The organism is Enterobacter cloacae complex sp. 2022EL-00981 (genome assembly GCF_028737495.1).
Taxonomy (GTDB): domain Bacteria; phylum Pseudomonadota; class Gammaproteobacteria; order Enterobacterales; family Enterobacteriaceae; genus Enterobacter; species Enterobacter cloacae.
Genome location: NZ_JAQZRK010000033.1, coordinates 28,676 through 52,317, shown reverse-complemented (window position 1 = coordinate 52,317; position 23,642 = coordinate 28,676). Strand labels below are relative to the sequence as shown.

35 protein-coding genes are annotated in these 23,642 nt (G+C 53.8%); 33 read left to right on the top strand and 2 right to left on the bottom strand.

The window, feature by feature from the left end:
• On the top strand, positions 1 to 411 hold a 411-nt coding region (locus PUZ33_RS21385), incomplete at its 5' end, for a hypothetical protein (protein ID WP_274205368.1).
• 16 nt (positions 412 to 427) lie between these two features.
• Positions 428 to 1,249 carry a DUF932 domain-containing protein gene (locus PUZ33_RS21380; RefSeq protein ID WP_126493963.1) on the top strand — a complete coding sequence of 274 codons (822 nt, stop codon included), beginning with the start codon at positions 428 to 430 and terminating at the stop codon, positions 1,247 to 1,249.
• A gap of 28 nt (positions 1,250 to 1,277) precedes the next feature.
• On the opposite strand, the gene PUZ33_RS21375 is transcribed toward PUZ33_RS21380, so the two are convergent.
• Positions 1,278 to 1,817 carry a lytic transglycosylase domain-containing protein gene (locus PUZ33_RS21375; protein ID WP_126493962.1) on the bottom strand — a complete coding sequence of 180 codons (540 nt, stop codon included), beginning with the start codon at positions 1,815 to 1,817 and terminating at the stop codon, positions 1,278 to 1,280.
• Between the two features lie 573 nt (positions 1,818 to 2,390).
• Between PUZ33_RS21375 and PUZ33_RS21370 the strand changes: the two genes are divergently transcribed.
• Positions 2,391 to 2,786 (top strand): relaxosome protein TraM, encoded by a 396-nt coding sequence (locus PUZ33_RS21370; RefSeq protein ID WP_125366772.1) that lies wholly within the window; start codon positions 2,391 to 2,393, stop codon positions 2,784 to 2,786.
• Between the two features lie 32 nt (positions 2,787 to 2,818).
• Here the strand turns inward: PUZ33_RS21370 and PUZ33_RS21365 are convergent, their stop codons facing one another.
• A complete protein-coding gene (locus PUZ33_RS21365; protein WP_125366773.1) occupies positions 2,819 to 3,460 on the bottom strand; it encodes an Arc family DNA-binding protein in 642 nt (213 codons plus the stop codon).
• 196 nt (positions 3,461 to 3,656) lie between these two features.
• On the opposite strand from PUZ33_RS21365, the gene PUZ33_RS21360 reads away from it, so the two are divergent.
• The 30 genes from PUZ33_RS21360 to PUZ33_RS21215 all read left to right on the top strand — a co-directional run bounded on the left by PUZ33_RS21360 (position 3,657) and on the right by PUZ33_RS21215 (position 23,630).
• Positions 3,657 to 4,010 carry a type IV conjugative transfer system pilin TraA gene (locus PUZ33_RS21360; protein WP_015572086.1) on the top strand — a complete coding sequence of 118 codons (354 nt, stop codon included), beginning with the start codon at positions 3,657 to 3,659 and terminating at the stop codon, positions 4,008 to 4,010.
• A 3-nt stretch (positions 4,011 to 4,013) separates the two neighbouring features.
• On the top strand, positions 4,014 to 4,316 hold the full coding sequence (gene traL / locus PUZ33_RS21355; RefSeq protein WP_015572087.1) for a type IV conjugative transfer system protein TraL: 303 nt from the start codon (positions 4,014 to 4,016) through the stop codon (positions 4,314 to 4,316).
• Between the two features lie 5 nt (positions 4,317 to 4,321).
• On the top strand, positions 4,322 to 4,903 hold the full coding sequence (locus tag PUZ33_RS21350) for a TraE/TraK family type IV conjugative transfer system protein (protein ID WP_125366775.1): 582 nt from the start codon (positions 4,322 to 4,324) through the stop codon (positions 4,901 to 4,903).
• Positions 4,904 to 4,914: 11 nt separating this feature from the next.
• Positions 4,915 to 5,655: a type-F conjugative transfer system secretin TraK gene (gene traK / locus PUZ33_RS21345; protein ID WP_229078604.1), complete on the top strand. Its 741-nt coding sequence runs from the start codon at positions 4,915 to 4,917 to the stop codon at positions 5,653 to 5,655.
• Positions 5,652 to 7,055 carry an F-type conjugal transfer pilus assembly protein TraB gene (gene traB / locus PUZ33_RS21340; protein WP_206865133.1) on the top strand — a complete coding sequence of 468 codons (1,404 nt, stop codon included), beginning with the start codon at positions 5,652 to 5,654 and terminating at the stop codon, positions 7,053 to 7,055. The genes traK and traB overlap by 4 nt, the downstream gene beginning before the upstream one ends.
• A 248-nt stretch (positions 7,056 to 7,303) precedes the next feature.
• Positions 7,304 to 7,588, top strand: a complete 285-nt coding sequence (locus PUZ33_RS21335) for a hypothetical protein (RefSeq protein ID WP_206865134.1) — start codon at positions 7,304 to 7,306, stop codon at positions 7,586 to 7,588.
• Positions 7,585 to 8,025, top strand: a complete 441-nt coding sequence (locus PUZ33_RS21330) for a hypothetical protein (RefSeq protein WP_206865135.1) — start codon at positions 7,585 to 7,587, stop codon at positions 8,023 to 8,025. Before PUZ33_RS21335 ends, PUZ33_RS21330 begins: the two co-directional genes overlap by 4 nt.
• A gap of 13 nt (positions 8,026 to 8,038) precedes the next feature.
• Entirely contained in the window at positions 8,039 to 8,497 is a 459-nt protein-coding gene (locus PUZ33_RS21325) for a hypothetical protein (protein ID WP_206865136.1), read from the top strand.
• Between the two features lie 26 nt (positions 8,498 to 8,523).
• On the top strand, positions 8,524 to 8,910 hold the full coding sequence (locus PUZ33_RS21320) for a hypothetical protein (RefSeq protein ID WP_206865137.1): 387 nt from the start codon (positions 8,524 to 8,526) through the stop codon (positions 8,908 to 8,910).
• A gap of 10 nt (positions 8,911 to 8,920) precedes the next feature.
• Positions 8,921 to 9,385 (top strand): hypothetical protein, encoded by a 465-nt coding sequence (locus PUZ33_RS21315; protein ID WP_206865138.1) that lies wholly within the window; start codon positions 8,921 to 8,923, stop codon positions 9,383 to 9,385.
• Positions 9,386 to 10,132 (top strand): hypothetical protein, encoded by a 747-nt coding sequence (locus PUZ33_RS21310; protein ID WP_206865139.1) that lies wholly within the window; start codon positions 9,386 to 9,388, stop codon positions 10,130 to 10,132.
• 194 nt (positions 10,133 to 10,326) lie between these two features.
• Positions 10,327 to 10,857 carry a hypothetical protein gene (locus PUZ33_RS21305; protein WP_274205367.1) on the top strand — a complete coding sequence of 177 codons (531 nt, stop codon included), beginning with the start codon at positions 10,327 to 10,329 and terminating at the stop codon, positions 10,855 to 10,857.
• Positions 10,854 to 11,249: a hypothetical protein gene (locus tag PUZ33_RS21300; RefSeq protein WP_206865141.1), complete on the top strand. Its 396-nt coding sequence runs from the start codon at positions 10,854 to 10,856 to the stop codon at positions 11,247 to 11,249. The genes PUZ33_RS21305 and PUZ33_RS21300 overlap by 4 nt, the downstream gene beginning before the upstream one ends.
• Before the next feature lie 66 nt (positions 11,250 to 11,315).
• Entirely contained in the window at positions 11,316 to 11,855 is a 540-nt protein-coding gene (traV, locus tag PUZ33_RS21295; RefSeq protein WP_183274251.1) for a type IV conjugative transfer system lipoprotein TraV, read from the top strand.
• Positions 11,852 to 12,106, top strand: coding sequence for a hypothetical protein (locus tag PUZ33_RS21290; RefSeq protein WP_214599680.1), 255 nt, complete (start codon positions 11,852 to 11,854; stop codon positions 12,104 to 12,106). The genes traV and PUZ33_RS21290 overlap by 4 nt, the downstream gene beginning before the upstream one ends.
• Positions 12,103 to 14,712: a type IV secretion system protein TraC gene (traC, locus tag PUZ33_RS21285; RefSeq protein ID WP_214599679.1), complete on the top strand. Its 2,610-nt coding sequence runs from the start codon at positions 12,103 to 12,105 to the stop codon at positions 14,710 to 14,712. Before PUZ33_RS21290 ends, traC begins: the two co-directional genes overlap by 4 nt.
• Positions 14,709 to 15,122, top strand: coding sequence for a type-F conjugative transfer system protein TrbI (gene trbI, locus PUZ33_RS21280; RefSeq protein WP_229078606.1), 414 nt, complete (start codon positions 14,709 to 14,711; stop codon positions 15,120 to 15,122). The genes traC and trbI overlap by 4 nt, the downstream gene beginning before the upstream one ends.
• Positions 15,119 to 15,754 carry a type-F conjugative transfer system protein TraW gene (traW, locus tag PUZ33_RS21275; protein ID WP_206865145.1) on the top strand — a complete coding sequence of 212 codons (636 nt, stop codon included), beginning with the start codon at positions 15,119 to 15,121 and terminating at the stop codon, positions 15,752 to 15,754. The genes trbI and traW overlap by 4 nt, the downstream gene beginning before the upstream one ends.
• Positions 15,751 to 16,143, top strand: a complete 393-nt coding sequence (locus PUZ33_RS21270) for a hypothetical protein (RefSeq protein WP_061549486.1) — start codon at positions 15,751 to 15,753, stop codon at positions 16,141 to 16,143. The genes traW and PUZ33_RS21270 overlap by 4 nt, the downstream gene beginning before the upstream one ends.
• Positions 16,134 to 16,370, top strand: coding sequence for a hypothetical protein (locus PUZ33_RS21265; RefSeq protein WP_061549487.1), 237 nt, complete (start codon positions 16,134 to 16,136; stop codon positions 16,368 to 16,370). Before PUZ33_RS21270 ends, PUZ33_RS21265 begins: the two co-directional genes overlap by 10 nt.
• Positions 16,361 to 17,374, top strand: a complete 1,014-nt coding sequence (locus PUZ33_RS21260; RefSeq protein ID WP_229078607.1) for a hypothetical protein — start codon at positions 16,361 to 16,363, stop codon at positions 17,372 to 17,374. The genes PUZ33_RS21265 and PUZ33_RS21260 overlap by 10 nt, the downstream gene beginning before the upstream one ends.
• A gap of 104 nt (positions 17,375 to 17,478) precedes the next feature.
• The gene (locus tag PUZ33_RS21255) at positions 17,479 to 17,694 is read left to right on the top strand and encodes a hypothetical protein (protein ID WP_013087212.1); all 216 of its coding nucleotides are present in this window, start codon (positions 17,479 to 17,481) and stop codon (positions 17,692 to 17,694) included.
• A gap of 55 nt (positions 17,695 to 17,749) precedes the next feature.
• Positions 17,750 to 18,073, top strand: a complete 324-nt coding sequence (locus PUZ33_RS21250; RefSeq protein ID WP_206865147.1) for a hypothetical protein — start codon at positions 17,750 to 17,752, stop codon at positions 18,071 to 18,073.
• Positions 18,070 to 19,068: a conjugal transfer pilus assembly protein TraU gene (traU, locus tag PUZ33_RS21245; protein WP_206865148.1), complete on the top strand. Its 999-nt coding sequence runs from the start codon at positions 18,070 to 18,072 to the stop codon at positions 19,066 to 19,068. The genes PUZ33_RS21250 and traU overlap by 4 nt, the downstream gene beginning before the upstream one ends.
• Positions 19,069 to 19,078: 10 nt before the next feature.
• Complete coding sequence (gene trbC, locus PUZ33_RS21240) at positions 19,079 to 19,705, top strand: type-F conjugative transfer system pilin assembly protein TrbC (RefSeq protein ID WP_206865149.1); 627 nt, start codon at positions 19,079 to 19,081, stop codon at positions 19,703 to 19,705.
• Positions 19,702 to 21,537, top strand: a complete 1,836-nt coding sequence (gene traN / locus PUZ33_RS21235; RefSeq protein WP_107112172.1) for a type-F conjugative transfer system mating-pair stabilization protein TraN — start codon at positions 19,702 to 19,704, stop codon at positions 21,535 to 21,537. Before trbC ends, traN begins: the two co-directional genes overlap by 4 nt.
• Positions 21,534 to 22,316 (top strand): type-F conjugative transfer system pilin assembly protein TraF, encoded by a 783-nt coding sequence (gene traF / locus PUZ33_RS21230; protein ID WP_013087217.1) that lies wholly within the window; start codon positions 21,534 to 21,536, stop codon positions 22,314 to 22,316. Before traN ends, traF begins: the two co-directional genes overlap by 4 nt.
• 9 nt (positions 22,317 to 22,325) lie before the next feature.
• On the top strand, positions 22,326 to 22,817 hold the full coding sequence (locus PUZ33_RS21225; RefSeq protein ID WP_107112170.1) for a hypothetical protein: 492 nt from the start codon (positions 22,326 to 22,328) through the stop codon (positions 22,815 to 22,817).
• On the top strand, positions 22,814 to 23,032 hold the full coding sequence (locus PUZ33_RS21220; protein ID WP_061549496.1) for a hypothetical protein: 219 nt from the start codon (positions 22,814 to 22,816) through the stop codon (positions 23,030 to 23,032). Before PUZ33_RS21225 ends, PUZ33_RS21220 begins: the two co-directional genes overlap by 4 nt.
• Positions 23,022 to 23,630 carry a type-F conjugative transfer system pilin assembly thiol-disulfide isomerase TrbB gene (locus tag PUZ33_RS21215; protein WP_061549497.1) on the top strand — a complete coding sequence of 203 codons (609 nt, stop codon included), beginning with the start codon at positions 23,022 to 23,024 and terminating at the stop codon, positions 23,628 to 23,630. Before PUZ33_RS21220 ends, PUZ33_RS21215 begins: the two co-directional genes overlap by 11 nt.
• Positions 23,631 to 23,642 lie beyond the last annotated feature (12 nt).

Sequence of the window (23,642 nt, the reverse complement as noted above, 5' to 3'; positions counted from 1 at the left end):
GGCAAAAACTTTTGTCAGCGCCCCTTTCCTTCCGTCCTTCGCCGTTGCTCCTTTGCCCTTTGCCGCGAGAGAACTCACCAGGGAGATGGACAACCATCACCACAGGAGAAAACCAGGATGCACACACGAAACGTCAACGTCAAAACCGCCGCTCAAGAATCTACCGGAAGATGTGATTCAAACCTCACCGTGCCCCAGTTTACAGATCTGTTTTGCTGGGTCCTGGCTGCAAGCGAAGGGGAACCACAACCGGCGATTTTTACACCGCCAGTGAACGCCACCGAGCTGACGTTAATTAATGACGAATGCCCGGATTATATCTCTGTATGGGTGGCTGAAGGTCGCCCGGTAGCAGCTGCAATGCCGCTGGATAATTTTTATCGCGTTATTTCTTCATCACTTACTAAATAATCAGGAGTCAATAATTATGGCCAGTTTCGCAAGCCGCTATCGTATGCCGTCGTCAATCCGTAAGGACCGCCCGCTGACGAATGATGAATTGCAGCGTATTGTTCCGAGCGCGTTTTCTGCTGATAAGCATGATTCTCGCTCAGAACGTTACACCTATATCCCGACCATTAATATTCTTGACCGTTTACGTGATGAAGGATTCCAGCCGTATTATGCAACCCAGTCACGCACACGTGACCAGGATAAACGTGACTTTACAAAGCATATGCTTCGCCTGCGCCGTCATGACCAGATTAACGGAAAAGAAGTACCGGAAATTATTTTGCTGAATAGCCATGATGGTTCAAGCAGCTATAAAATGATCCCCGGCATGTTCCGTCAGGTTTGCTCTAATGGTCTGGTCGCCTGGAAAGATTTTGGTGAAATCCGTGTGCCTCACAAAGGGGATATTGTTGGGCAGGTTATCGAGGGCGCTTATACAGTGCTGGAAACATTTGACGCGGTTATTGAAAATATCGATCTGATGAAAAGCATTCATCTCACGTTACCTGAGCAGCGCCTGCTGGGTGCTACGGCACTGGAACTTAAGTACGACGGAAAACCAGCACCGATTACACCAGAGCAGATTATTAACCCGCGCCGCGTCCTCGACCAGGGACAGGATTTATGGACCACATTTAACGTGGTGCAGGAAAATGTGATCCGTGGGGGTATCCGTGGCAGAACGGAAAAAGGAAAGCCGACCAGAACGCGCGAGGTCACCGGAATTGATGGTGATATCAAATTAAATCAGGCTCTCTGGAAAATGGCTGAGGAGTTTGCAAAGCTGAAGGCCTGAAAATTAATCCGCTCTGATGAGCGGCTTTTTATTGCGTGTTATTCAGTGATGCCGTCTCTGCCGTTTTCCCTGCATTTACCATTCCCCCGCTTTGATCAAGACGCTGAGAAAGGATCGTTTTTCTTGCCAGCAAGACGCGGTATATATTTTTAATATCTTCGGCATATGCCCGGCGCTGAGTGATGAGCTTTTTTGAGGGGCCGGTATTATACATTCCCACGCTGTCCCAGTTTTTACCATACGACCGGAAGTTGTGCGCCAGAACCCAGGCACCGGTATAGACACAGATACAGGGATCATTTAACAACCGGTCACGGGTAATATTAAAGTTTTTAAGCTTTCCATAATGAGAGCTGTTCACCTGCATCCCGCAGACATCTTCTGTCCCGTTCCTGTTTGATCCATTAATCGCACCTGCCCTGAGTCTGCTCTCCTTAATGGAAATTGACATCAGCAGGAGTGGATCAATTCGGTAGTCTTTTCCTGCCTGGTCAAAACACATCTGGGGAGCTGCGCCCGCCGAAAGTGAAACGGCCAGCACAGCAACGGGTATCAATGTTATTTTCATTATCTGGCCTTTTAACGAAATATACGCACGAATGGGAGCCGCTTTAAAAAATACCCCGCCCGATCGTCTTAATCAAGTTGATTCACTACAAACGCGCGTGAACGCTTTAAATCAGACGTCTTGGCACAGGCTCAAATAAACAAGTCAGCACCTGAGCAGGTATTCCAGAGCCGCTCTTTACTAACCTCTTAAAACATCACACCCCACGCAAGACTTCGTCTTGCAGATTTTTCCTTTAATTTCAGGTGCATGCCTTTAAGAAATTTGCGCATTTTTGGAATATGACCGTTTAATGTCGTACATACCGACACTACACTGTCGTATAATCCTGATACCTGTTAGTGTCGGTGTGTCTCACATGTATCGTACAATTGTAGATATGCTGTAATTACATTGAATTATATATCGCACAGTGTCACACTGTCGCACATCTTAGTGCTGGATTGTACTACTGTATAGAACACAGATTCGCAGCAGTATCAACCCATTACAGCCTTGCACAGCAATCTGGTAATCCACCAACAGGCCATACATAGTGTCGGTTCCGACACTAACTTAAAACAGGTAAGAAATATGGGAAGAGTCGGCATCTACCTTAAAGATAAAATTGAACGTGAAGTTCGCGATATTGTTCAACAAGACCTGCAGAACGGCGCTAATGCTGGAGAAGCAAACATATCAGCTACCTGCAACGAATTAATCAGGCTTGGACTGCTTGTTTATAAACGCGATGGCGAGGATGGCAATCAATTTGATATCGAAGGATATCGAAGAGACCTCATAAGAAAAGCAGCCGGCTCACGCGAAGGCACAGTTCTCATTGCCACCCTAATCGCTGAGATGTATTTAAAAATGACAGGAAAAGACGGCGAAGGTCGCCTGGAAGATACGCTTGATATGATTTTAAGTGGCATAAACACAGCCGAGGACGAAGCGGAATCAAGGCACTTCATCAACGAAAAAGAATAAATCTGCGAGCCGGAAACCCCGGCTCGCATCTCTCACTGAGACGGCTTTTCATCCCAGGGAAGGTCACATTTCTCCACCTCCCTTATTTTTTCCTTCAGGAACACCTCGAACTCCATGCAAAGAACTTTAAGTGCCTGCGCATCCTCGTTCTGGTCAAGTAACCTTTCCGTGAAATAACCCAGCGTATTCATCAAGCGGGTGAGCATTTCGTCATTCAGACTACGGTTATGCACCTTCGCCATTGCCCTGATTTCATCCGCAAGGTTCTCAGGAATACGCATGCTATATCCGGTTGTTTTACCCGGAAGCAAAATTCTTTCACCCTCACGCCACATCCACAATTGCTCTTGCTTGAGCGGGACATTAACTTCCTTCACAGCATCAACGGATTCACCATCAAGTAATTTTCCAAGCCATTCCTCAAATCTCACCGCCAGCGCAATGAGCCTCTCTCCTTCCGCTGTTTTAATCACAGGTTTACCCGGCTGATAATTCAGCGACAACAAAAGCCTGGCAATAATTTCCTCATTCACACTCCTGTTGCCAGCTCTGGCACATATTCTCAGCTCCATAAGCAGATTATCCGGAGCACGCAATCGCCACTCCACAGCTTCACCCGGCTGGAACTTACGTGGACGGCCGCGACCATCCCACATTTTCTCTTTAACTTTCATAGCTATAGATCCCGGAGGCCATTTCCGTACTTTCTGGTCAACAAAGCCTACTCACTTACATATTCGGATAAATCTGAATGATTCCAAAAAGTGTGACGTGTGTCACAGTTTTTTTTTTTTAGGGTCATGGGACAATTGCGCCCGCGTAAACAAGCACTTACGCGACTCACTTTTGTTTACTTCGGAGAAAACAAACATGTTAACCAAAGGCAGTGCCCTTAACGTCGGTAAGGGATGGGCGGTAGCGTCTTTATTCCGCAAAGCACGTGAAAATCGCCAGACTAAATTTTACTTAAAGTCAGCAGGCGCTTTTTTAATTGCACTTATGGTCACTCACCCGGCATTCGCTGGCGGCACCGACCTTCTTTCCTCACAGAACACCACGGTTAATTCCACCTTCGGTTCTGGCTCTTCATTGATTAAATGGTTCTACATTGCCGAAATCATCATGGGCCTGTTTATTTACATCAAGGCTCGCTCACCGCTGGTATTCGTCGGTATCGTAATGGCAATCATCTTTACCCGTGTAGCCTTCGGCATCGCGAGTTAAACGATGAGCGGGGAGGAGGATAAATACAACTTCCCGGAAACAATGAACCAGCAGGACCGCTATTTAGGTTTGCCAATTGATGAGTTAATTGTTACCGCACCCCTTATTGTTTTGGGGGTGCTTAACAACCTGTCAGTTGAACTTGGCGTTATAGCGGGAATCCTCTGGTTCATCGTCAGATATCTGAAAAAAGGGCAGGGGTCGTACTGGTTACTTAATTTCTGTTACTGGCACCTGCCATCACTTTTATTCAAAGTTACCTTTCGCCAGATACCTGATTCTAGTTTCCGGCACTGGAGGGCATAGTTTTCATGAAACTGAATATTAAAGGAGAGCGCGATAAACAACTCCGCTATGCGTTTATTGGTCTTTCAGCTTTAACTTTACTTATGGGGGCCGGTAACGTACTGACAGGTTCGCTTGCATGGTATTTTGCCACCACCCAGAAAACCATTACCACACCATTAACATTTAATCGCCCCTTCGCATCAGATTCAAAAAGCGTCGACGCCCCAGGCCTGACACAATTCGCCGCCTCCTTTATTTACTGGCGACTGAACGTCACCCCGGAAAACATCGACAACAACCAGAAAATGATTCTTGGATTCGTCCCTTCCGACGAACGGGACGAACTCAAGAAAGCTCTGGATATTGAAGCTGAACGCATCAGGAAAGCGGGCATTTCCACCCAGTTCGACACGAAAGAAATTCGCGTCATGGATGATGGCTCCGTGCAGTACAGCGGGGTTCTGAAGTCCTCCACCACTAACGGCGTAATCATCACGCCGATGAAAGACCAGGAAAAAACATACCGCCTGAAACTGAGCTATGAGAACGGTGTGATTAACCTCCACAGCTTCGAAGAACTCCAGCCGGTATCCACCACCAACTGACAGGACTGCCCATGAAATTTCGTATTTCACCGGCAGCTGCTGCTGTGTTTCTGGCAGCGGGATTATTTAACAGCGGCCTCCGGGCCGCTTCCGCACCCGCAGCCATTCCGTTTGAGAACGACGCCGCCTTTAACGTCACTCTCAGCAACACTAACCCGAGCAAGGTTGTTGTCGACGGAGAACTCATTACCAGCATCAGCGGACCAACCGGTGCCTATGACCAGAGCCAGACCGACGACGGAGCACTTATTCTGTCTCCACTTGTCAGCCAGAACTTCACGCTGTTTATTCAGACCGACCGCGGCTCATCCCTGAGTCTTAACATCAGGCCGCAGCCGGGGAATGGCAAAACACTGCGCTTCACCCCGATGTCACCACCACTTCGCAAGAACGACGATGCGAAGGCATGGGAAGAAGGACAGACCTACGAAAAAACACTGGTCGCGCTGTCACGCACCGTAGTCAACGGTCAGGTGCCGGATGACTATCAGGAGTATCCGGTCAGCCGCATGCCTGCATACACACCCGCCAGTGATGTACGCCTGACACCGGAACGCCAGTTTGTTGGTAACCACCTGCGCGTTGTGCGCTTCCGGATGAGCAATCCGGGTAGCATCACCCGCAGCCTGCGCGAGCGCGATTTCTGGCGCAAGGGCGTCCGGGCCGTGATGCTGTCGCAGAACCAGCTTTATGCCGGTGGCGAAGGCTACGCCTGGATTGTGTTTTCAGATGACGGAGACACCCGCCCATGAGCCTGAATAAAAACCTGAAAACCCGGCGCAAACAACTGGCCATTCTTGCCGCCGTTATCGTGGGAGGCGCCGCCGCCACGAGCGGCGTTATCTGGTACGGGCAACATCAGCAGGAACAGAAACACCCCGCGCCGGTCGCCACCCCAAACATGACCGGCGTGGTCACGGCAGCATTTAACCAGCAGGTTAATGATGCCGCACTGGCACAGCAGCAGGCCAAGACCTCCGCACTTGAGGACAAGCTCGCCACGCTCACCCAGCAGTTTGCACAGAACAAGCTCACCACCGAGCAACAACTGGCCAAAAAGGATGAAGAAATTCAGCGCCTGAATGACCAGCTAACGAAAGCCCCCGGCAGCAACACGACCACTGGCCAGCAGACACCACCTGCCGGCCAGAACGGAACACCACTCCCCGGTCCCGTTGCTGCCGGTCAGGCCCGACCTCCCGAATACACCGTGACCCCCACAGGAGCACCGGCCGCCACTGGTGTCAACATGGGGCAGGGCGCAGGGTTCTATCCGGGCGGCTCAGGCCAGCGTATGACGGGCGGGCTGTCGACCACAAAATTCAGCTATGAAAGCCTGAAGAAAAAGCCAACCAAACTCCCCTGGATTCCGTCGGGTTCGTTCTCCGATGCCATCCTGATTGAAGGCGCTGACGCCAACGCCAGCGTCACCGGTCAGCAGAACACCCAGCCAGTCACCATCCGCCTGCTGGGCAATATTCAGATGCCGAACAACAAAGAGTACAGCGCAGACGGCTGCTTTGTGGTGGGGGAAATCTGGGGTGACATCTCCAGCGAGCGTGGGATTGTCCGGACGAAATCACTCAGCTGCGTACTGAAAAACGGCAAGCACGTCGATATGGAGTTCGATGGCCACGTCAGTTACCAGGGTAAAGGCGGTGTTCGCGGCAAGCCAGTCATGCGAAACGGCATGATTGTCGGCTACGCCGGTGCAGCAGGCCTCCTGTCAGGTTTTGGTGAAGGCATCAAATCTGCGGCAACACCTTCTGTCGGCCTCGGTGCCACTGCTGATGTTGGAGCTGCGGATGTGTTTAAGCAGGGCTTTGGCGGCGGAGCCAGTAAGGCGGCCGACACGCTGAGCCAGTACTGGATTAAGCGCGCCGAGCAGTATCACCCCGTGATTGATATCGGCGCTGGTAACCTGGTAACTGTGGTCTTCCAGAAGGGCTTCCGCCTTGAAACCATCGAGGATGCCGATGACGCGAAAGCGAAAGAGGAACTGCAGAAAGCCGGCAACGCCGCGCAGAACGCCGTGACTCCTCAGCCTGCGAGCCAGACCACTGCATCCAGCACCACCTCAGTGGGCAATATCAACCCGGATGACGTTCTCCGTCAGGCCAGTCAGCTGCGCCTCGGTGACACCATCAACTGATGAGGGATGAAGATGGACGCACGAAAATTACTGTTTTGGGCAACAACCCGATGGAGGCCAGCGCTGACATTCATCGTTTCATGGTCCATTTTGTTCGCCACTCTTTACTCCAGTTTTAAGTGGATACAGCTGACCGGATTAGTTATCTGGCTGGCTGGAAACCTTTTTCTTGCTGAATCAATTCCCGGGGGCATGGTTTGGCGTACGCTGCACCCTTCCCCCTCAGCACCTGAAGAAAAGGAGGGCAAATGAAAACAACAGCGCAGGGGGACGGGCCAGACCACAAAGCAAAGGATGTGAACCGTCGATTAAGGATAACAGTTAACTGGTTCTATTCGATTTGCTGGGTTCTCTGGTGGGTGGCGGTGATTGCAATCATTATCAAAGGAGTACGGGAGGAATACGCATTTCGCATCTTTGGTGCAATCTTCATGGCCATCGTCCTGATTCGTATACGACCTCCCATCTGGCCAGATGACTCCGCCGAACCCCTCCCGGGACCAAACGACAGTGACCAAAAGGAGAGCAAATGAAGGGACCACGCATAGATGACCGTATCAATTTTCTGAGGGGTATTGAACGGGACTGGAAAGACTGGTCTGCAGGAAAAAACACAAAACCCCACTGGATATTTTTTGTAGGAGTATTAACCGCTACAGGGATGCTGATTTTTAGCTTCTGGTCAGGCAATCAGAGGCTTACCGTGGCTTCCTTTGCTATTGGACTAGCATTTATTCTCGCCGGATTGTTACAGCCTGGTGAAACATGGGAAGAAAAAATACAGAAGAAAATTCGGGCATATGAGCCGCTTGATATTGATGCCATGCGTACCCTGGCCGTCTCTGTTTTTCATAAGGATGAGTTGATGCAGGAAGAACTCAGACAGTGGCTGGATGCGGAGTTCAACGCCATTTCGGATGCCGTTCTTCGTGATGGGCGCCAGCCACATTCCGGCGACATAATTAACTGAGGAGACGATGCATATGTCGTATAAAACCAGGCTGGATGTTATCGAAGAAGACCTGAACAAATGGCGCACCGGGAAAAAGATTCACAAGTACCGGCGGTTTTTGATGCCCACAGCGCTCGCACTTCTGCCCTGCAGTATTTTTCTCTACGGTGTTTTTCATATTAAGGCTGGATTTGTCGTTCTGGGCTTCATGCTCGCCTTCCTCTTGTTCCGGCTCTTTACAGGAAAAGAAGATACCCCGGACACCTGGGAGGGTCGAATCAATCAGGCATTGCTGTCCTACAGCCCGATGAATCAGGACGCATTCGAAAAACTGTGCCGCACCGTAAATGAGAAGAGGGCAATAGAGCCTGATGACGTTGCTGCTTGGCTCAAGGACGAAAAAGAAGCACGTGCGCTTTTCAGGCGTCAGCGAGATGAACGGCAATCCTACAGCTTCACTAAATGGCTGGATAAACGGGAGCCCGACTAGAAAACCGAATGTAATGAGGAGGGTAAATGAAACGTACTGCCGCAGTTTTGTTGATGGCGCTTTCCCTGGCAACACCTGGCGCGGTGAATGCAGCTGCTGCAGCGGTGACTTTTAACCAGGCAGCCGCTGCTGCCAAAACAGAGATGGAGAATTCAATACAGCTTGAAGCTGTGGAGCGTGAGGCAACAGCCCACCCGGACGCCTGGAAAGCATATCTGCGTGTGTTGTCTGTCGTACCCCGCAATGCCCCCACAGTTCTGGAAAATCGTTACCGCAGCCTGGCTGTTTCACTGGCGCTGAAGGCGGCAATGGCATGTTCACCAGATGCTCTGAGGCTACTGGAGCGTAACGATGTGATTGAGTTTCGTGTACTCCGTTCATCGCTTGTCACAGCCTGCAGAACCGCCAGATAAGGAAGCCGGAATGCGTGATGAAGAGCGTAATAACAGCCTGCTCAGGAAAATGCGGATGCATATTGCTGAATGGGAGGCTGGCCGACCGACTCCGACAGCAAGCAGGTACATGTTTTTGGTGTTTATCATCTTTCTCAGTGTAGGCGGGCCGGTTCTTACGTACCACCCATCACTGTGGGCACTGGGTTTCCTGATTGTCTGGTTATTTCTGACCCAATGGATATGCAGGCGAATTGTCCCCCGCCACAACGAAAGCTGGACGGAGGTATTCGACAGGATGCTTTCTGCCTATGAACCCCTGAACCTTCCTGCCTGGGACTATCTGAAGCATCAGGCTGAAACAGAAGGCCTGACGGCCAGCAACATCAGAAACTGGTATCAGCTGGAAGCGATGAGTGTCTGGCCAGAAAAGAAACCTGACCTGAAGTTCCTCAGCAAGAAAACCTGTGTCGGCAGCAAAAAAAGGACGAAGTGAATGAAGCATAAAACGGCAATTACACTCTCTCTGGCCCTGCTGTTCAGTACCCCTCATCTTGCTACCGCCGGGATGACCAGCGCACTGGACTATTTATTTGGGTCTGCGACCGGGCGCGGTGAAGAAAGCTTCCTGGTAGCAAAGAAAAAGGCTCTCGCTGATAAAGACCCCTGGCATGCCTGGCTGGAATTGTCTGCCAGTGACCCGGGTGATATCTCCAGCGATATCCGTGAACAATACAGCGAGCTGGCAGCTTCACTGGTTCTGAGCGCAGCCCGGAAAAATAATCCGGATGCACTGGTTCTGGCGTTCAGCAGGGATGACGCGCCGGGGTTTGTTGAAAGCCGCCCTGAGCTCTATGAGCCACTCCTGACGCTGGCGGAAAAAGCAGCCGGCAGCCGGAAGGATAAAGAGTTGTTAATGGCCGCCGGAGACATACTGCAAAAAGGACAGTGGACAATCAAAGACAGCCAGCGCGCGGCGGGTTACTACTCAAGGGCCTGGCTGGCGGGAGAGAACAACGCACCTGCAAAGCTTTATTCCATCTACCAGGAACTGCAGGACCCTGGCAGCGCTTATCTCTGGCAGCTTCGCTGCATCGGTAACTGTCGTATCTGGCAGGATGAAAATTACTCTCCGGTGACCCAACTCCTGAATCCCCGCCAGATTCAGTGGATTCAGAAACAGGCTCGGGATAAGACCGTCATAACAGTTAACGGGCTGGCAGCCCTCAAGGAGCTGCGATGAACATAATGGCCAGACGCCTTATAGCAGCAGGCCTGACCGCAGGTCTTCTGCTCAGCACCTTAACTGCGCATGCCGGTAAAAGCCCGGGTTCTGGCTCAAGGTCTTTCAGCGCGTCCTCATCGAAAGGCTCTGCTGTGCGAAGCTCCCCGCGACCGTCAACATCAGGACCGATCACTTATAAAAGTGCTGTACCCGTGACGCCGGTCAACCGTTACAACTCGCGGACACCTGAAAAAGCCGGCAGCTACCGTTCCGTTTTGTCTCGAACGCAGACCCTTCCTTCAGAAAAGCTGCAGACAGTTATTCGGGAGAAAGAACGAAGCGGCCCGGGATGGATGGGAACCGCGCTGCTGGTCTGGTTATTAAGTCAGCACGACCTTTCCTCCTCTGATAAGGCGTGGGTGAATCAACAAATCGCGCAGGCAAAAAAAGAAAACCAGCAGGTACTGCCACCGCCTCCCGAACTGTCTGATGTGGCTTTTAACTGGAGTTATCCATCTGCATTTACTCCAGGGCAAAAGGCGATGATCGCCGTTAGTGCAAAACAGGGTCTCGCGGGTAAAGCGGTCCCCGTGACCTGCGTAATGAACGGCTCTTACGGCGTTAAGGACGGTGACATCACCCGCATGGAATGGACACCCGATAAGGTCATGACAGCAATTATGCGCTGTGAGGCCGGTGGGTTGAGTGACTTACGCATGTTTAGTGCCGGAGAGATGAAATGACGACGACTGCCAGAAAGTTTTCACTGAAAAAAGTCCTGTATGACTACCGCCATGTGGCTATTCCTCTCCTGGTTTATTCCTGCGAGTTGACCATATGGGCTGTTCTGAACCGAAACGGCATTGGTGAGTATGGCTGGCTGCACTGGCGCATCGCCTTACTTGTATGCCTGTTCCTGCTTGTGATTACCTCGGGAATATATAGCAGAAATGATATCGGGGATGCGGCCTTTGGTGTTATAGCACCCTGGCTCGTAATGCTCCTGGTTATCATCGTATACGGCTTCATACGGATGAGCCTGGACTTCGTGACAATTAATATGTTCTTCATTGGTGTGTTCTCCAGCGGAGTATTCCAGTTCTTTATAGTAGTCCTCCACGGCCAACGTAATTAATTTTGAACCAGAGCCTTCTCATTCGTTTTTCACCACAACCCTGAAATTCCAACCGGAGTAACTCCCATGAAAAAACTACTGGGTGCTGCACTGCTGTGCAGCGCACTGACCGGCTGCGCCGGTCTCAATTCTGATTTCGACTGCAACAAGACCGCGACCGACCAGTGCCTGACCACCGGTGAGGCCAACAAGCTGGCCGCTCAGGGTAAAAGTCTGGATGACCTGACGGCCGAAAAAAACGCAAAAAAGCCTGCGGGTGAAACCCTGCCGGCACTGCGCAATTCGGCACCGGTCGTGAATCCGTTCCGTCCTGTCTCCGTCGCAGCAACCGGAACCAGTGCCGCTAAGCCACTCACCACTGCGCCCGCGAAAACGTCCGGCTCACTGGTCACCCCGCTGGCCACGACCAGTCATGTGACCCCCGTGCCGGTTAACACGGCGGGCCGCGTTCCGGTTCAGCGTATTCCTGACGCCACGCAGCGCCTGTGGATTGCCCCCTGGGTGGACACAGACGACAACTTCCATCAGCCGGCAGTGGTCGAGTTCGTGAAGAACAAATCCCACTGGGATGAGAGCTATCGCGTTATCGGGGAGGGCGGGGAATGAGCAGCCACTACGTTTCCGGCCAGAACGGCGTCGACCATCTGGTGAAATCATTCACCCATACACGGAAAAGAACGGCGCAAATCACTGCCACACAGTCAGTCGATACCGACGATGAAACGCTGGCCGTTCTGAGCGTGAGCTGTGACTGGCAGATTAAAACTGTCGGTGATGCACCGCACACCGGGCAGATGAACGATGAAAAACTGCGTCGCCTGGAGTTAATCCGGGCCGCTGCGGAGGGTCGAAAATGAGTTTTGTCGACAACCTGATGGATATGCTGAAAAACGGGAAAGAGGAAGACGGTGCCGCCACGGCCCGCGAGAATCTTTCCCAGACGTGGGGCTACCCGTCCCTGGTTGCGGCACTGCCGTACCGGTATTACGACGACATCAATGAGATTTTCGTCAACGCCGGCTCTGCAGGCTTCATCATGGAAGCCGCCCCGCTGCCTGGCGCGAACGAACAGGTGATGGCCGCGCTTGATGACATGCTGCGCAAAAAACTGCCCCGCCAGACTCCCGTCACCGTCATTATGCTTGCCAGCAAGTGTGTCGGGGAACGTATCGATCGCGGTGTGAGTAACGATATGTGGAAAGGAGGGATGGCCGATCACCTCAATAAAATCACCCGCGCGTTCTGGCAGCGCTCTGCGCTGCACGGTCTGGCCAACGAACGCGAATACCCACTCTACCTGCGTAACTACCGCATCTTTCTTGTCTATGGTCAGCCGCTGAAGCGCGCCTCCCAGACACAACGGGTGATTGATGACCTGGTTCAGATCCGCAACACCATCCGCGTCTCCCTGGGCGCTGCGCGCATCGACAGCGTGAACGTTGATGTGAACGGCTTCCTGTCTGCGGTGCGCGAGCAGATGAACTACCGCCAGGAACAGGTACTGACGTCCTCCGGGGACTACAACGAGGATGAAAAGCTGAACCGCCAGGTGGTTGATCAGGGGATAGGGCTTGATGTTTATCCGTCGCATCTTCGGATGACGTTGCCCGAGACCATCGACGCGCGCGGGACACGGTTGCCGGCATCGGCATGCCGAATTATCAACATGCAGCTTGCCAAAACGCCTAAACGCTTCGCCCTGTGGCAGGGGGCGGACAATCTGCAGAACATTCGCTTTCCTGACCTCGGAATACCCTGTCCCTTTATGCTGACCTGGACAACGGAGCTGGAGGAGCAGACCAAAAGCCAGAGTGAGGCATTTCGCAAAGATACCGATTTGTCCAAAAAGGCCAACTCAGCCTACGCCGCACTTTTTCCCGGTACCAAAAGAGCCGCAGAGGAATGGCGACGTACCCGTGAACAACTGAACAATAACGAAATTGCACTCTGCAATACGTATTTTAACCTGACCCTGTTCGCGCCGGACAACAATACTGACGCACAGGCCTGTGAGCTGGCCGCCGTGAACGTGTTCCGCAAGAACGAGCTGGAGATGGTAACGATACAGTACCAGCAGATGCGTAACTGGCTGGCCAGCTTCCCGTTCGTCATGCAGGAAGGGATGTGGGAAGACCTGAAAACAACAGGCGCGACGCTGCGCGCCAAGTCATGGAACGCGGTGAGTCTGATGCCGGTCGTGGCAGAACGCCAGCTGTCGAATGTAGGTATGCCGCTGCCGACCTACCGCAACCAGGTCGCATTCTACGACATGTTTGGTGAGGAGAACGGCAGCACCAACTTTAACATCGCCGTGACCGGCACGTCTGGCGCGGGTAAATCCTTCCTGACGCAGGGTATCCTGCGCGACGTGCTGAATGCCGGGGGATACGCCTGGGTTATCGACATGGGTGACAGTTATAAAAACTACTGTCATCAGGCCGGCGGGGTTTATCTCGATGGCGCTAAACTGCGCTTTAACCCGTTCGCCAACGTCAAAGATATCAAGCACTCTGCTGAAGGGATTGTGCGTCTGCTGACGGTACTCGCCAGCCCGACGCAGCCGCTTGATGGCGTCTGCGAGGCGATCCTGCAGAAAGCGGTAATGGATGCGTGGGAGAAGAAGGCAAACAAAGCCCGTATCGACGACGTTCATAATTACCTGACTAACGAGGATGTGAATCAGGCGTTTGCAGACAAGCCAACCATCATCTCGCGCCTTGCTGAGCTGGCCATGCTACTCGATACCTACTGCACCTGGGGGCCGGACGGAGAATACTTTAATGCCGACACCCCGACGCTCGATGGTGAAACCCGCTTCGCGGTACTGGAGCTGCTGAGTCTGGAAGACAAGCCGAAGCTGCTCTCCGCTATCCTGTTCTCGCTCATTCTGGCGATTCAGGAAAAGATGTACCACAGCCCGCGCGACCTCAAAAAAGTCTGCATCATCGACGAGGCCTGGCGTCTGCTGGGTGGCTCCAACCCGCACGCGGCACGGTTTATCGAAACCGGCTACCGTACTGTGCGTCGTCACCGTGGCGCGTTTATCACTATCACCCAGGGTATCAAGGACTTCAGCGCCAGTAAGGAAGCGGAAGCCGCCTGGAACAACAGCTCCACCAAAATCACCCTGCTGCAGGATGCTAAGGCGTTTAAACAGTACCTTGCCGATAACCCGGATCAGTTCTCGGACATGGAAAAAGAAGTTATCCGTGGCTTCCAGCCCGCCCTGCAGACCGGCTACAGCTCCCTGCTGATAAACGCCGGCGAATACAGCTCCTTCCACCGTCTGTTCGTCGACCCCGTCACACGCGCCATGTTCAGCTCGCGTGGTGAGGACTTTGCCTTCATGCAGAAATTGCAGAGAGAGGCCGGGGCCACTGCTGAAGAAGCGGCATATCTGCTGGCGGAGAAGAAATTCGGCAATGAGCTTCGTGAACTTGAAGAATGGGTGAAAGCAGCATGAGTGAACAACAGGACAAGCCGTATGAAGGCGATACCGTCAACGATGGGGCAACGATCGCCAGCAAAACATCCCGCTGGGTTAAAGCCAGCATGCTGGGGCTGGCGGGACTTCTGGCCATGACAGGTGTGGCATATATGACGGCGAAAGCCGTCACCCCGGAGGTGGTGGTATTCGATATGAAGGGGACAGTCGACCTGTTTATGCAGCAGTCCGCGCAGCTGCAACTCGATGAAGACAAGGCCAGGGTGCTAACAACGCGTTTCAATTCCGCGCTGTCAGACAGTCTCGGTGAATGGCAGGCCTCACATAACGCCATCATTCTGGTTAAACCGGCGGTGATGAGCGACCAGCGGGATATCACGAATGAGATCCGTGCTGACATTGCGCGCCGCACTCAGGGGGGCCAGTGAAAAGACGACTAAAGCTGATGGGTATGATGCTGCTGATGCTCTCCGCCGGCAGCGGAGCGAAAGATCTCGGAACCTGGGGCAACGTCTTCGAGCCTGCAGAGCAGGACATGCTGGCGTTTATCCAGAATCGCCTGAAGGGAATGGAGCAGACGGGTGAACTTGACCGCCTGCGCAAAGAGGCAACGGAAAGAGTGAAGGAGCATGCGGTACGTCCGACGCCAGTGGAAGGGCTCACGAAAGCGAAGGAATACCGCAGCTTTGCCTGGGACCCGACATTTACCGTGAAGGAAACGATCACTGACATGCAGGGCAACGTGATCGCCCGGAAGGGCGATACGGTCAATCCTCTGGATAAGGTGCCCTTCAGCCAGGTGCTCTTTTTTATCGACGGCGATGATAAGGAGCAGGTGAACTGGACCCGACAGCAGCTCGCCGGTCAGACCAGCGTGAAGGTCATCCTGGTGAACGGCAACATCAAAGAAACCAGTGATGCGCTTAATGAACGTATCTACTTCGACCAGTCTGGCGTACTGACCCGTAAATTCGGTTTTGAGCACGTCCCCGCGCGGATCTCACGCGACGGCCGCGTGATGAAAGTGGAAGAAATTCCGGTATCAGGAGCAAAAAAATGAGTGCAACCACGTTAGGTGACCTGTTTCCCGAAATGCGTCAGGCGGTCACATCCCATCGCCGTTACGCCAGAAAACCGCGTACACCCGCAGAGATAACTCCGCGCATGGGAACAGCAGAACGGCTGAAGACGCTGTACCCCGAAATTGACTCCTGGCATCCGGTACTGGTGACCAAAGCCTGGCTCCACTGGTGTGAGCAGAACCAGCAGGACAGCCGGGAGCCGTCGAAACGTGATGAACGTTTCCCGGACTACATCATCCACCTCTTACTGGAGAACATGCGGGCCGAGGACAGCGCGAAACGTAAAAAAAGGCCGTCTATGTCTCTTTCTGAGCGCCTCGACAGGTTGTTCGCAGGCGAAGGGCAGGAGAACGCAGAATGTCACTGAGACACAATACTGGAACCAAAGGCAGTGAAGAGGAAGTGAATCGCCTCTGTCAGCTGTACCCTGAAATTGCATCATGGCAACCGGCGCTGATCACCGGTGCCTGGAATCAGTGGCGCGCTGAGAACCCGCATCTGCCGGCGATGCCGGAAAAACGTGACGAGGCGTTTCCCCTGTACCTCGTCAGGCTTATCCGCAACAGAATGGAGGAGATGAACGCATGGCGTTAATCAGCTGTTTCACCAGTCCCCAGGGACTGCAGGGGATGCTCACCTGTTTGCGCGATACTGAGGGCATGACCGGTATTCTTGTCGTCGTTGCGCTACTCGCTGGCTGGATTGCTGTTCAGTATTTTGCAGATGCACGGCGTGTACGTCAGGCGTGGGAGAGCAGACCGGGATTACCTGTCCCTCTGGCGCAATTTGGCAGTGCCCGACATGCCGATGCGGTTCATGCCTTTGCTAACCGGGAATTATACCAGGCGATGCTTCGCGGGCTGGAAAACGGTCTGACTGAAACGGGCTACAAACTGACGCGTGATAGATCCCGGCGTGTGGTGGCAATACCACTGGAACACAGACTGACGATCAGTCGCTGGGTTTTTCGGGCGCGGCAGTGGTACACGTCGCCAAGAATGTCTGAACAAAGGACGAAAGACATTGAAGATGACGCGGTGAACGACGGGTACGCTGGCATGCTGCTCAATGTACTTATCCGTGGATGTGCTCATGAGGGCTGGTACATTACAGAACCGGTACCAGAATTCACCCCGACATCCTTTCCGCTAAAACAGGTATCCATCAATGTCAGGGCCACACAGGCTGTACTGACCAGAGATGTGGTGAGCATCATCAATGACGTTGCTGGAAAAGTGAGAATGCAGCCATCTTTCCCCCATCACCCGACGTGTACTGTCGCTGACGTGGTGAACAGCGGGCTGAATTATGAGGTCCGGCAGCAGGAGATTGACGAGCCGCCTGGCTGGTTTAATTCTCCTGCGGGATGTGAGCTACCGGACGATATCACCGAAGGACATTCTCCACTCTTCATGACATCTGGACACCGGCATTTCATTGTCCGGGTGCAGGGAGGGAGATTTTATACACAGGGTACGCTTGCTTTCTTTATAGAGCAGGCCGCACACAGGATTGCACAGGGTGAAGTCAGCGGAGCGTGCTACGAAGATGACAGCGGCTATGCTTTTGCCGTGACGCCTGCAAAAAACACGCCCTGATACAACCGCGCTGCCCTTCAGGATGTTCGGTGCTCACTGCGTTGCGCTCCGCCTCAGCCTGAATGTCATCCCGGTTTCCGATTAACCCCCGACCAGGTAACGCCATGAAAAAAGACCCTGATACTGAAAAGGGCCGGAATGTTACAGCCGTTCGTCATGATGAAAAATCGGCTTTACGGCTTAAGGCCATTCTCGCAGAAAATCCCCTTTATTATCCCTCAATCGTGTTAAGAGCAGGCCTGCTGGCTCTTGAGGATATGTCCAAAGAGCAGCGGCTGACATTTATCATGAAAGCGGCTGATAAAGCGAAAAACCACTGACCATTTCTTAAGCCCTCCCGCCGTCCGGTGGCTGCGGCACGCCCGGAGATACCCCATGACTCACCCTGAAACGCTCAGGCCGGTGACGGTTACCCGTGACCGCAACGGCTTCTGGACGCACCCTCATTATTTTGTCCCCGCCAGTGATGAGGCCACGCAGACTGAATTTGGCGACTGGATGCGACAGCACAGGCTGACCTGCGCCACCCGCTGGATGGAAAATGACGCGCCTCCCCATGTTATTGCGGCCTGGGAAAAGGGCATACAGGACGTCAGTGACTGGCATCCCTCAGCGCCAGAGGGCGAGGGCTGGTTCATCGGCTCCATTCATGACACTGAGGACGGCCCGGTCTGTGTGTGGCTCCGGGAGGTGAAATGAAGCACTTTTCATGGCTGGCCGGTGTGTTGCTGGTTCTTATTTCCTGGATGCCATCCCAGGCAATGGCCGCAGCCAGTAATGCCGGTGACGGCAGATGGGTGAATCCGATCACGGACGTTTGCTGGAAGTGCCTGTTTCCAATGACGCTCGGTAATATCCAGCTGGCATCCGGGCCACAGAAAGACACGTCCAACCCGTCTTCACCCATCCAGATTTGCCCGGTGGGGATTCTGTACCGCATCGGTCTGGCCATCGGATTCTGGGAGCCGATGGCCATGGTGGACGTGACCCGTGAGCCGGGTGTCATGGTTAACATGGGCGGCTTTAAAATCGATCTCGGACGAACGGGTACGGGAACCGCAGGGCAGAGTGACCGGCCCGCTGCAGGTACGTTCTACCACGTCCACTGGTATAAGTACCCGCTCATTTTCTGGCTGAACATCATCACCAGTCTGGGCTGCCTGCAGACCGGCGACATGGATATCGCCTATCTTTCCGAAGTCGATCCTCTCTGGAATGACAGCACGCTCTCAATGCTGATCAACCCCGAAGCAGCACTGTTCGGCAACCTGATAGCTCAGGGCGCGTGCGCAGCTGATGCCGCCGCCGCTTCAGCGGGGCTGCCGCTCTCGCCGTTGTTCTGGTGTGCAGGGAGTCAGGGGTCAATGTACCCGCTGACGGGCTATACCAGTGGTGAGTTTTCTCCGCTTGAGGCCTCTCTGCTGGTTGGCGAGCGAATGGCATTCAAGATGCATCGAGAGGGGCTGGTCTGGAATTCTATTGGTGCAGATAACGCAGTATGTAACCAGTATCCGTCTCCGATCATCCCGAAAGAACGATGGCGATATCAGATGGTGAACATGTATCCCGAGACGAACAACTGTCATCCCTTCGGGGCCAGTACGCAGCTGTGGGGTACAAAGCACAATTCCCCGTCCTCCAAAAAGAACTTCGGCTATCTCTTCTGGCGCAAACGTAACTGCGTCTTCCTCTAAGGACATGACAATGAAAAACGCTTATCTCCGGGCGCTGACGATCGGCGTCCTGATTGCTTTCGCGCCGCTGGCTCTGGCGAGCGCCCAGCCCGATATTTCCGTTTCCGACCATAGCTGGATCAAAGGTCAGCAGGACGCGCTGGCCGCCATGAAGGAAGACCTGCAGGGCCATCCGGCAACAGATTGGTCTGTGTTGCCACAGCGACAACAGGATCTGATTAGCCGCCTGCAGGGCGATATCGCCGCGCAAACCAACGCGATGGGGGAAAAAGACACGTTCCCGGCTATTTACTTTGTGAGCCTCGGTATTCCGCGCGAAGGTCTGCTGTCCATGCTGAAGGCTGCCCGTCGTTTCAACATACCGCCAACGTTGCGTGGACTGGTCAATAACGACATGCGACAGACTGCGGCGGCCATGTTTGAGCTGAATAAGGAGGACAAGGACGCCGGCGTACAAATCGATCCAACGTTATTCTCTCAGTACAACATCACCACGGTGCCCGCCCTGGTGGTGACCTGCCCTGGCCATCATGACGTTATCCGGGGAAGTCTGCCCCTGCAGCAGGCGCTGGAAAAGGTGGCAGAAAGCGGTGATTGTGCAGCAACGGCCCGCCATCTCCTGGAGGCTGCCAGATGAAAAAACTCCTTTCAACGATGCTGATGCTTTTCCCGCTCCTGGCTGGCGCAGCCGATCCAGCCTTTGAGGCGGGTGCGAGTTTTGGCAAGGGCAATGCCTCCGCCGGCACGGGGGTCCTGAAAAATCCGGGTACCGTCACAGGAGCAATACCAGGCTATACCGCTAACCCACCGGAGAAAGGGTATTACGGCGGTGTGAATGGCGGCGATGGCGGACTGGCAAACAAAGGGCAGGCGGCCCTGCAGGGAAATGATGCGGCACAGTCGGTGATCAGTTCCGGTACCAAAAACCCGGCCCCCACAATTGACCCGAACGCCCCCTTTATTACCATCGGAAAAAATGCGGAGGGTACGGCAGGCGGGATCATGAATGGCACCAGTCAGCAGTGTAAGGAGACGACTGTATCAAAATCGACGTTTGAGAACTTTACCTGCGATCGGGATGTGGCCACCATCCAGACGTGCGGAAGAACAGCCAGTATCACCGGGCATTATGAGGATAACTACAGCTATAAGACCATCACCATTGATTCAGACAATCTGGACGTCAGCAGCCCGGAAGTGTCGTACAGCATGCCGGAAGGAACGGTGTATTCAGCGACGATGAATTACACGTTCAAGAAACATTTAGCGTTCAGCAACGATCTCTGGTTCCTGAACATTACGGCTCTCGGTTCACTGATGACGATGTACGAAACCTCCGGGTCGTATGACCTGCCCCCGGGTAAGAGTTTTACCGAAGGAGAGAAGCTGACCATCACGTTTAATAACAGACAAAAAGTACCCGAAAGGGTTGCCAGTATCTGGGAGATGGGTAAAACCAACCATATGTACCATTTTGTCATCACCATCGTTTACCGTACCGGTACAAAGGTTTGGGTTCCGCAGACGACCTGGACTGAAAGCTGTGGTTTTGACAAAAAAACGGCTCTGTCCAGTGCTGGCAGTACCTGTACTGAGCCTGGTGGCACCCGTACGGTAATCGTTGACGGCAAGGAGTACAGCCAGACAAACAGTTGCTGGGCCTGGTCGGATGAATACGTGACGGGTACCAGTTCCCGGGGAAACTGCGGTTCACTGATGGATAATCCCGCCTGCACACTTTCTTCACATACCTGCACAACAACGGAATCCGGGGTATGTACTCACCAGTCGGAAACGTATCAGTGTCAGAAAACGTGGTCATCCAGTGGTCTTGTCTGCGGCGGGGAATACATCTGCAAGTCCGGGGCCTGTGATGAGACCAATGGTACCGGTGATAACGGGTTTGATACGGCAGTGGCCAAACTTGCGGGCCTGGCCTCTGCGGCAGAAGATGTCAGGGATCAGAACAGCACTATAGATGTCAGAGCGTTCACGGGTAAGGCCATGAGCTGCCGCAAGGCGTTTGCTGGCTTCTCAAACTGCTGTAAGGACTCAGGATGGGGACAGGATACCGGGCTGGCAGCCTGTAACGATGATGAACTTGCTCTCGGTAAGGCGAAAGCCAAGAAGATAACCGTTAGCGTGGGTGAACGTTGCGACCGTAAGGTGCTGGGAGCCTGCATTCAGAAAAGTAAGGTTTACTGTGTGTTTGACGGCAAGCTTGCCCGCATCATTCAGGAGCAGGGGCGTCGCGACCAGTTAGGTGTGAAGTTTGGCAGCGGTGACAGCCCGGACTGCCGGGGGATCACGGTTCCGGAACTGCAGAGTATCGACTTCGACAAAATCAACTTCTCTGACTTCTACGAGGATTTGATGAAGAACCAGAAAATCCCCGATACCAGCGCGCAGGTCAAGCAGATTAAGGATCGCATCGCCGCGCAGGTGAACCAGCAGGGAGGTGGCAAATGAAGCGTGTCCTCTGTGGCCTGCTTATGGCGCTGGCGAGCCATACGGCACTGGCCGATGAGATTGTGACGCCGGCTGAGCCGTTCACCGGCTGGTCCTGGTACAACGAACCGAAAAAGCCCCCTGAGCAGCCCCGGAAACCGCAGCAGCCAGCACCGCAGGCCATTCCGGATCTCAGCAAAATGTCCCCGATGGAGCAGGCCAGGGTGCTGAAAGGGTATACACAGGAGGCGCTTAACCGCGCTATCCTGTACCCCTCAAGGGAAAACACGGCGACGTTCCTGCGCTGGCAGAAGTTCTGGACGGACCGGGCATCGATGTTCAGCCAGTCCTTTGCGGCGGCGCAGCTGAGCCATCCGGACCTCGACTACAACCTGGAGTATCCGCACTACAACAGCATGGCGCCGTTTATGCAGACCCGTGACCAGCAGACGCGGCAGAGCGCCGTGGAGCAGCTTGCGCAGCAGTACGGTCTGTTCTACTTCTACCGGGGCAGTGACCCGATTGATGTGCAGATGGCGGGCGTGGTGGCTGACTTTGCGAAAACCAACGGGATCTCACTCATTCCGGTCTCGGTTGACGGACAGGTGGCGGCCACCCTGCCGCAAAGCCGTCCGGACACCGGACAGTCCCGGTCGATGAATATCACGCACTTTCCGGCGCTCTTCCTGGTTGACCCGCGCAACCAGAACTACCGTGCCCTGTCCTATGGCTTCATGACCCAAGATGACCTGTCAAAACGATTCCTGAACGTGGCCACCGGCTTTAAACCCAATTCCTGAGAGCCTTTTATGACAAAAACACTGTTTACCCTCATCCGCGATGCAGGGCGGGCTGCCCTGTATTCCTTCGTCCTCGGCCCGGCACTGGTGCTGTATGTGTTTGTGATGCTGGCGGCATCAGACGGCTCACTTTCCCGGCAATTCCTGACGACCTTTCATCACCTGACTGAGGGTGCGCCTGCCGGCAAGGTGATGGGATGTGTTAATGAACATGAGATGGCAGGGCGTTTCTCGCCACCTGAACCCGGGGAGTCGTTAAAGCCCGTGCCTTCCGTTTTAGATAAAGCACCGCCTGAAGTGTTATGTCAGCGCGGGCCCGTTGACAGCGATTCATGGGTGCGTTCGGTTGATGCAACGTTGCGCTACGTCTGGATGATGTCCGCTATGTTGGGCTTTGGATTGTGGTTTGTTTTATATGGCCTGTCCCGGGCCGCTCAGCGTCGCATTTCACCAGACAGACATTCGGTTCTGGTACGGCAGAACAAGGAGACACAGGAATGAAACCAACTCTTCTCGCAGGACTGATTTTCTGGGGCACGATGGCGCGCGTACTGAGCGAGCTGATGACCTGGTCCGTGGAACATACACAGCAGGGCCTGCTGTGGCTGTGCAATGGGATGTGGGCCGGGGCGGCTGGCATGGTGATTTATGCCGGTTATCGCTGGTACCGAGACGAAAGAGGGCAAACGCATAAGGAAGGCGACCATGAACATTAAAACCGGACTCACGGCTCTGTTGATGTGCCTGCCCCTGCTGGCGAACGCCGGGGCGCGCGAGGAGTTAATGGCGCTTGAAGCGACAAAAACGGCCTCAACTGACGCTGCAGCCGTCACCGCCTCCTCCATTCCGGTACCTGCGCCGGCCAGCCTGATGGCGCTGCCGGACGGACGTCAGGCTAACATGAAAGATTATGCCGTGGTGCTCTTTATGCAGGCACACTGCCAGTACAGCGCGAAGTTTGACCCTCTTCTGAAGGGCTGGGCCGATGAGCATGCAATTAAGGTCTATCCGTACACCCTGGACGGTGGCGGCGATATCGCCTTTCCGACGCCGATGATCCCGCGCAAGAGCGATCTTAAATCGCCCATTGCAGACGAGATTGTGACCTTCTTCGGAAACGGGCTGCCGATTGCGACACCGACGGCCTTTATGGTCAACGTCAACACCCTGAAAGCCTACCCGCTGACCCAGGGTGTGATGGACATCCCCGCTCTTGAGAGCCGTATGGCCAGCCTGATTCAGGCTGACATGGACAACGTCGATCCGAAAACGCTGCCGCCCATGCCGGCAAGCGCGCAGGTCACCCCTCAGTAATACAAACGGACT

Coding starts and splice junctions, on each gene's coding strand:
- PUZ33_RS21380 (WP_126493963.1), top strand. CDS start 428: ATGGCCAGTTTCGCAAGCCGCTATCGTATGCCGTCGTCAATCCGTAAG.
- PUZ33_RS21375 (WP_126493962.1), bottom strand. CDS start 1,817: ATGAAAATAACATTGATACCCGTTGCTGTGCTGGCCGTTTCACTTTCG.
- PUZ33_RS21370 (WP_125366772.1), top strand. CDS start 2,391: ATGGGAAGAGTCGGCATCTACCTTAAAGATAAAATTGAACGTGAAGTT.
- PUZ33_RS21365 (WP_125366773.1), bottom strand. CDS start 3,460: ATGAAAGTTAAAGAGAAAATGTGGGATGGTCGCGGCCGTCCACGTAAG.
- PUZ33_RS21360 (WP_015572086.1), top strand. CDS start 3,657: ATGTTAACCAAAGGCAGTGCCCTTAACGTCGGTAAGGGATGGGCGGTA.
- traL (WP_015572087.1), top strand. CDS start 4,014: ATGAGCGGGGAGGAGGATAAATACAACTTCCCGGAAACAATGAACCAG.
- PUZ33_RS21350 (WP_125366775.1), top strand. CDS start 4,322: ATGAAACTGAATATTAAAGGAGAGCGCGATAAACAACTCCGCTATGCG.
- traK (WP_229078604.1), top strand. CDS start 4,915: ATGAAATTTCGTATTTCACCGGCAGCTGCTGCTGTGTTTCTGGCAGCG.
- traB (WP_206865133.1), top strand. CDS start 5,652: ATGAGCCTGAATAAAAACCTGAAAACCCGGCGCAAACAACTGGCCATT.
- PUZ33_RS21335 (WP_206865134.1), top strand. CDS start 7,304: ATGAAAACAACAGCGCAGGGGGACGGGCCAGACCACAAAGCAAAGGAT.
- PUZ33_RS21330 (WP_206865135.1), top strand. CDS start 7,585: ATGAAGGGACCACGCATAGATGACCGTATCAATTTTCTGAGGGGTATT.
- PUZ33_RS21325 (WP_206865136.1), top strand. CDS start 8,039: ATGTCGTATAAAACCAGGCTGGATGTTATCGAAGAAGACCTGAACAAA.
- PUZ33_RS21320 (WP_206865137.1), top strand. CDS start 8,524: ATGAAACGTACTGCCGCAGTTTTGTTGATGGCGCTTTCCCTGGCAACA.
- PUZ33_RS21315 (WP_206865138.1), top strand. CDS start 8,921: ATGCGTGATGAAGAGCGTAATAACAGCCTGCTCAGGAAAATGCGGATG.
- PUZ33_RS21310 (WP_206865139.1), top strand. CDS start 9,386: ATGAAGCATAAAACGGCAATTACACTCTCTCTGGCCCTGCTGTTCAGT.
- PUZ33_RS21300 (WP_206865141.1), top strand. CDS start 10,854: ATGACGACGACTGCCAGAAAGTTTTCACTGAAAAAAGTCCTGTATGAC.
- traV (WP_183274251.1), top strand. CDS start 11,316: ATGAAAAAACTACTGGGTGCTGCACTGCTGTGCAGCGCACTGACCGGC.
- PUZ33_RS21290 (WP_214599680.1), top strand. CDS start 11,852: ATGAGCAGCCACTACGTTTCCGGCCAGAACGGCGTCGACCATCTGGTG.
- traC (WP_214599679.1), top strand. CDS start 12,103: ATGAGTTTTGTCGACAACCTGATGGATATGCTGAAAAACGGGAAAGAG.
- trbI (WP_229078606.1), top strand. CDS start 14,709: ATGAGTGAACAACAGGACAAGCCGTATGAAGGCGATACCGTCAACGAT.
- PUZ33_RS21270 (WP_061549486.1), top strand. CDS start 15,751: ATGAGTGCAACCACGTTAGGTGACCTGTTTCCCGAAATGCGTCAGGCG.
- PUZ33_RS21265 (WP_061549487.1), top strand. CDS start 16,134: ATGTCACTGAGACACAATACTGGAACCAAAGGCAGTGAAGAGGAAGTG.
- PUZ33_RS21260 (WP_229078607.1), top strand. CDS start 16,361: ATGGCGTTAATCAGCTGTTTCACCAGTCCCCAGGGACTGCAGGGGATG.
- PUZ33_RS21255 (WP_013087212.1), top strand. CDS start 17,479: ATGAAAAAAGACCCTGATACTGAAAAGGGCCGGAATGTTACAGCCGTT.
- PUZ33_RS21250 (WP_206865147.1), top strand. CDS start 17,750: ATGACTCACCCTGAAACGCTCAGGCCGGTGACGGTTACCCGTGACCGC.
- traU (WP_206865148.1), top strand. CDS start 18,070: ATGAAGCACTTTTCATGGCTGGCCGGTGTGTTGCTGGTTCTTATTTCC.
- trbC (WP_206865149.1), top strand. CDS start 19,079: ATGAAAAACGCTTATCTCCGGGCGCTGACGATCGGCGTCCTGATTGCT.
- traN (WP_107112172.1), top strand. CDS start 19,702: ATGAAAAAACTCCTTTCAACGATGCTGATGCTTTTCCCGCTCCTGGCT.
- traF (WP_013087217.1), top strand. CDS start 21,534: ATGAAGCGTGTCCTCTGTGGCCTGCTTATGGCGCTGGCGAGCCATACG.
- PUZ33_RS21225 (WP_107112170.1), top strand. CDS start 22,326: ATGACAAAAACACTGTTTACCCTCATCCGCGATGCAGGGCGGGCTGCC.
- PUZ33_RS21220 (WP_061549496.1), top strand. CDS start 22,814: ATGAAACCAACTCTTCTCGCAGGACTGATTTTCTGGGGCACGATGGCG.
- PUZ33_RS21215 (WP_061549497.1), top strand. CDS start 23,022: ATGAACATTAAAACCGGACTCACGGCTCTGTTGATGTGCCTGCCCCTG.